7 protein-coding genes are annotated in these 5,508 nt (G+C 69.3%); 6 read left to right on the forward strand and 1 reads right to left on the reverse strand.

Annotated elements, in window-relative coordinates; all coding sequences use genetic code 11:
* Nucleotides 1-147: 147 nt before the first annotated feature.
* Genes AAHM44_RS24610 through AAHM44_RS24625 form a run of 4 tightly spaced genes read left to right on the forward strand, consistent with a single transcriptional unit; the run spans nucleotide 148 to nucleotide 3,090 of the window.
* A complete protein-coding gene (locus tag AAHM44_RS24610; RefSeq protein WP_342251637.1) occupies nucleotides 148-1,356 on the forward strand; it encodes a trans-sulfuration enzyme family protein in 1,209 nt (402 codons plus the stop codon).
* Nucleotides 1,356-1,754 (forward strand): Co2+/Mg2+ efflux protein ApaG, encoded by a 399-nt coding sequence (gene apaG / locus AAHM44_RS24615; RefSeq protein WP_184169032.1) that lies wholly within the window; start codon nucleotides 1,356-1,358, stop codon nucleotides 1,752-1,754. Before AAHM44_RS24610 ends, apaG begins: the two co-directional genes overlap by 1 nt.
* On the forward strand, nucleotides 1,751-2,542 hold the full coding sequence (locus tag AAHM44_RS24620) for a LysR family transcriptional regulator (protein ID WP_269572729.1): 792 nt from the start codon (nucleotides 1,751-1,753) through the stop codon (nucleotides 2,540-2,542). The genes apaG and AAHM44_RS24620 overlap by 4 nt, the downstream gene beginning before the upstream one ends.
* Nucleotides 2,539-3,090 carry a GNAT family N-acetyltransferase gene (locus AAHM44_RS24625; RefSeq protein ID WP_342251638.1) on the forward strand — a complete coding sequence of 184 codons (552 nt, stop codon included), beginning with the start codon at nucleotides 2,539-2,541 and terminating at the stop codon, nucleotides 3,088-3,090. Before AAHM44_RS24620 ends, AAHM44_RS24625 begins: the two co-directional genes overlap by 4 nt.
* A gap of 4 nt (nucleotides 3,091-3,094) precedes the next feature.
* Here AAHM44_RS24625 and AAHM44_RS24630 read toward each other — a convergent pair whose 3' ends face one another.
* Nucleotides 3,095-4,285, reverse strand: a complete 1,191-nt coding sequence (locus AAHM44_RS24630; RefSeq protein ID WP_342251639.1) for a hypothetical protein — start codon at nucleotides 4,283-4,285, stop codon at nucleotides 3,095-3,097.
* 104 nt (nucleotides 4,286-4,389) lie between these two features.
* Between AAHM44_RS24630 and AAHM44_RS24635 the strand changes: the two genes are divergently transcribed.
* The gene (locus AAHM44_RS24635) at nucleotides 4,390-5,223 is read left to right on the forward strand and encodes a TIGR00266 family protein (RefSeq protein WP_342251640.1); all 834 of its coding nucleotides are present in this window, start codon (nucleotides 4,390-4,392) and stop codon (nucleotides 5,221-5,223) included.
* Nucleotides 5,220-5,483, forward strand: coding sequence for a hypothetical protein (locus tag AAHM44_RS24640; protein WP_184169028.1), 264 nt, complete (start codon nucleotides 5,220-5,222; stop codon nucleotides 5,481-5,483). Before AAHM44_RS24635 ends, AAHM44_RS24640 begins: the two co-directional genes overlap by 4 nt.
* Nucleotides 5,484-5,508: the final 25 nt, after the last annotated feature.

Raw genomic sequence — 5,508 nt, forward strand, 5'->3', positions numbered from 1 at the left:
CCCCCCCCCCCCCCCCCCCCCCCCCCCCCCCCGCCCCCCCCCCGGGGGAACGGCCCTGACCAGAAGCGGAGGTTGGGCATCCCAAACAAGTTACGATGACGACCGGTGTTGACGCCCCGTCCCCCCCGCCGCAAAGCATTCCGCACTATGAAGCGTCGTACCGGACAAGACCGCAGCGTAACCCGCAACTGGAAACCCGCCACCCAGGCCGTGCGTGGCGGTACCGCCCGTTCCGAATGGGGCGAGACCAGCGAGGCGATGTTCCTCACCTCGGGCTATGCCTATGATTGCGCTGGCGATGCCGCCGCGCGCTTTGCCGGCGAGCAGACCGGCATGACCTATTCGCGCCTGCAGAACCCGACGGTGGAGATGCTCGAGGAGCGGATCGCGCTGCTCGAGGGCGCCGAGGCGTGCCGCACCATGGCGACCGGCATGGCGGCGATGACCGCGGCGATCCTCTGCCAGGTCAGCGCCGGCGACCATATCGTCCAGGGCCGCGCCGCCTTCGGTTCGTGCCGCTGGCTGACCGATAGCCTGCTTCCCCGCTTCGGCGTCGAGACCACGATCGTCGATGCGCGCGATCCCCAGCAGTTCCAGGACGCGATCCGCCCGAACACCAAGGTGTTCTTCTTCGAGACGCCCGCCAATCCGACGATGGACGTGGTTGACCTCGAGGCGGTCTGCGCGATCGCGCGCAAGCACGGCATCACCACCGTGGTCGACAATGCCTTCGCCACGCCGGCTCTCCAGCGCCCGCTTGAATTCGGCGCGGACGTGGTAGCCTATTCGGCGACCAAGATGATGGACGGGCAGGGCCGCGTGCTCGCCGGCGCCGTCACCGGCTCGTCGCAGTTCATCAACGACGTGCTGCTGCCCTTCACCCGCAATACCGGCCCGACGCTGTCGCCGTTCAACGCCTGGGTGGTGCTCAAGGGCATGGAGACGCTCGACCTGCGCATCCACCGCCAGAGCGAGAATGCCTTGAAGGTCGGCAGCTTCCTCGAGAAGCGCGTGCCCAGGATCAACTTCCCGGCATTGCCCAGCCACCCGCAGCACAATCTGTTCATGCGCCAGATGGCGGCGGCGGGCCCGATCTTCTCGTTCGAGGTCGATGGCGGCCGCAAGCAGGCGCATGCCCTGCTCGATGCGCTCGAGCTGGTCGACATCTCGAACAATATCGGCGACTCGCGCTCGCTGATGACGCATCCGTCCTCGACCACCCATTCGAGCGTCGCCGAGGAGAAGCGCTTGGAGATGGGCGTGACCGAGGGCATGCTGCGGCTCAATGTTGGGCTGGAGGACGCGGAAGACGTGATCGCCGATCTCGACCAGGCGCTGAGGGCCGCCGGATTGTGATGGACGCCTTATTCACCGATGCGGAGGAAACGCGCGGGATCACCGTGCGCGTGTCGGTGAGCTATCTCCCCGAGCAGAGCGAGCCCGATCGCGGCCGCTGGTTCTGGGCCTATCACATCCGCATCGAGAACAATTCCAGCGTGATGGTGCAGCTGCTGACGCGGCACTGGATCATCACCGACGGACGCGGCGCGCGTCATACCGTGGAGGGCGAAGGCGTGGTCGGCGAGCAGCCGATGATCGCGCCGGGGGCGAGCTTCGACTATGTGTCGGGCTGCCCGCTGACCACGCCCATCGGGAACATGCAGGGCAGTTATCACATGATCGGGGAAGACGGTTCGGCGTTCGACGTCGCGATTCCGAAGTTCGCGCTGACCGCGCCGGCGGTGGCGGAATGAAGCGCACCCATCTCCCGCTGAATGGCCTGCGCGTGCTCGATGCCGCCGCGCGCCACCTGAGCTTCACCCGCGCGGCCGACGAGCTGGCGGTGACCCCTGCCGCGGTCGGCCAGCAGATCCGCGCGCTGGAGGATACGCTGGGCGTCGTCCTGTTCCGCCGCACCACCAAGGGGCTGGAGCTGACCCCCGAGGCCGAGGCCGGCCTGTCGGCATTGCGCGCGGGCTTCCTCCAGTTCGAGGAAAGCGTCCGCGCGATGCAGGCGGGGCAGTCGTCCAAGTCGCTGACCATCGCCGCGCCGCGCGACCTGACCGCGAAGTGGCTGATGCCGCGCCTCGCCGAGATCGCCCGCGTCGACAGCGACCTGCGCTTCGTGCTGGTGCCGGCTGACGACGCACTCGATTTCACCGAGGCCAATCTCGATCTCGCGATCCGCTGGGGCGAAGGCCCGGGCGAGCATGAGGGCGAGGCGCTGGAGAGCGACGGCATGGTCACGATCGAGCGGCCGGGCGGCGGCATCGACGTGCGCATCTCCTGGCCGGGCTGCATGGCCGAGGACGCAGGCTCGCTGGTCCGCGTCGCCGACGCCGGGCTGGCGCTGGAGGCGGCGGCCGAGGGGCTGGGCCGGGCGACCGTGCCCGAACTGCTCGCGCGCAGCGATATCGAATCGGGTCGCGTGGTCGTGGTCGGCGAGCCCAAGAGCTCGAAGCTTGGCTATTGGCTGGTCGCGCCGCTGCCCCAGTGGCGGCAGAAGAAGGTGAAGGCGCTGGTCGACGCGCTGGCGCTGTGAGCCGGCCCGCCGAGCTGGCCGCGCGCGAGACGGTGGTGCTGGAGACGGCGCGTCTCCGCCTGCGCCCGCGTACTCCCGATGATGCCGAGGCGCTGTTCCCGAGCCTCTCCGACGCCGGGCTGATGCATTTCTGGTCGGGCCCGCCGCATGCGAGCGTCGAGCAGACGCGCGCGGACTTCGCGCGAGGGGCGCCCGAATGGCGCTGCTGGGCGATCACCCTGCGGGAGGACGAAACCGCGATCGGCTTCGTCGCCGCGGGCGAGAAGCGCCAGGGCAATGTCTCCGAGATCGGCTATATGCTCGCCCGCCCGCATTGGGGCGGCGGCATCGCCGTCGAGGCGGTGAGCGCCGTGATCGACCGGCTCTTCGCCGAGGGGCAGCGCCGCGTCTTCGCCGATACCGACCCGGAGAACCTGGCCTCGCGCGGGCTGCTCGAGCGGCTGGGCTTCAGGCTCGAAGGCATGCTGCGCGCCGAATGGGAGACCCATATCGGCGTGCGTGACACCGCGCTCTACGGCCTGCTGCGCGACGACTGGCGGCGCGGCTGACCGCTCAGAAGGGCGCGCGCGGCGGCACGTAGGAGGCGGGCGGAATGCTCGGCGCCGGCTGGTCCGGCGTGATGTCGAGCCAGGTCAGCCGCCCTTCGCTGGCGCGCGTGCTCATGTTCGAGCCGGTTGCGTCGCCCGCGTCGAACACGAGCGTGAACCGCTCGATGCGGATCTTCCCGTCAGATCCCGGCGGCAGGCGCAGCGGGGCATAGCGCCGCGTGGCGACGGTCTTGCGCACCCGGTTGGCCCAGTCCGCCGAAATCTCGGGGGAGCGGCGGACCTCCTCGAGGTCGTGGACGCGGCCATCGGGAGCGACCCGGAAGCGGAAATCCACCCATTCGGGCTCGGAGTCGATCTGCTTGCGGATCGCCGCCTTGGCGCCGTTGCGAAGCGGCACATCCTCATAGACCAGCACGGGTTCGGTGAAGCCGGCATCGCCCAGATTGGCGATCGCCCGGTCCATCGCGTCGCTGCTGCCGGCCAGCCCGGTGAGGCGCGCGCGCAGCACGCGGGCGGCGATGCGGACCTGTTCGAGCTCGGGCTCGGTGGTCCGCTCGATCCGCGCGATCCGTGCCCGCGCGGTGCTGCGGAAGATCGAATCCTGCGATGCGAGGAAGGTGTACATCGCGGCGGAGCGGAGCATCGCGATACCCGCGACCTGCGGTTCGCCTGCCTCGCGCGCCTGTTTCTCGACCCGGCGATAGGTCTCGTCGGCGGCATCGGTGCGGCCGACCAGACGGAAATCGTCCCCGGCCGTCAGGCGCTGGATCAGGACGCGCGTGTCCTTGCCGTCCAGCCCGCCCTTGAGCGTATCGAGCGCATCGACCTGGGCGATGCGGGCCCGGTCCGGGAACCCGTCGAGGTCGGTCATCCGGCCATAGCTGCGTTCGAGATCGGCGACCTCTACCGGATAGTCCTTGCGGTGGCCGCCATTGCGGTCGCGCGCCGCCGCGAGCGTGGCGCGCGCCTTGCGATAATCGCCGGCAAGCAGCTGGTTCTCGGCCAGGGTGATGCTGGCGTCGATATCCTCGGGCGGAGCGCATTTGCGCGCGAGGCATTGCTCGAGCTGGCGGGCCGAATCGGCCAGCCCGTTGCCGGTGACGACGATCGGTGCCGGCGGGTGGCTCCCGCTATTGTCCTGCGCCCAGCATGGTAGCGCCACCAGCAGCGCCATGCCCGCCAGAATGTTTCGCATCACGCTCTCCCGATCCGCTCGTCGCGCCTTTCGCCGATACGGGAACTTGGCGCGAGGCGGTCCGAAGCGCTAGGGCAGATGCAACCGAGATGGAGGACACCGAGATGCCGCAGAGTCCGTGGAGCCACAGCCGCAGCGCCGGCGTGTCCGACGACATTGATTTCGAGATCAAGGGGCAGGAGCTCCAGTTCGTCGAGATCGAACTCGACCCGGGCGAGAGCGCGGTGGCCGAAGCGGGCGCGATGGTCTGGAAGGACGCATCGGTGGGGATGACCACCGTGTTCGGCGACGGCAGCGGCCAGCAGGGCGGCGGCTTCATGGGTGCGCTGCTCGGCGCCGGCAAGCGGCTGGTCACCGGCGAGAGCCTGTTCACCACCGTCTTCACGCACAATGGCTCGGGCAAGGCGCGCGTGGCGTTCGCCGCACCGGTGCCCGGCGCGATCGCGCCGATGAAACTGGACAGCATCGGCGGCACGCTGATCTGCCAGAAGGACGCGTTCCTCTGCGCCGCCAAGGGCGTGTCGATGGGCATCGCCTTCCAGCGCCGGATCATGACCGGCCTGTTCGGCGGCGAAGGCTTCATCATGCAGAAGCTCGACGGCGATGGCTGGGTGTTCGTCCAGTTCGGCGGCATGGTGGTCGAGCGCGAGCTGGCACCGGGCGAGGAACTGCATGTCGATACCGGCTGCGTCGCCGCCTTCACCCCGTCGGTGGAGTTCGACCTGGTCGGCGCGGGCGGCGTGCGCAGCGCGATCTTCGGTGGCGAGGGTCTGTTCTTCGCGCGGCTGAGGGGCCCCGGCAAGGTGTGGATCCAGTCGCTGCCCTTCTCGCGCCTGGCCGGGCGGATGATGGCGGCGGCCTCGTCCTATGGCGGGCAGAATCGCGGCGAGGGTTCGGTGCTCGGCGGCCTGGGCGACCTGATCGGAGGCAATCGTTGAGCCGTCCGATCCCCAATCTCAACGATCCCGAGGAACGCCGCGCCTATCGCCGCGAGCTGCTTGGCGTGGCCAAGGGGCTGCGGCGCAGCGGCGTGGCATTGGCTGTGCTGGGTTCGGCGCTGATCCTGGTCAACGCCTATTGGACGCCGATCCCGAACCTCCTCACGCTGGCGGCGATCGTCGGCGGCTTCGCGCTGATGCTGATGGGGATCGGTGCGCGGACGAAATACCACAAGCGCCGGATGCGCGGGGAGATTTAGGGTCGGGGTAGCCATTGTAGTTCCC

Origin of the sequence: Sphingomonas sp. OTU376, from assembly GCF_038440415.1 — a bacterium.
Lineage (GTDB): Bacteria > Pseudomonadota > Alphaproteobacteria > Sphingomonadales > Sphingomonadaceae > Sphingomonas > Sphingomonas kyeonggiensis_A.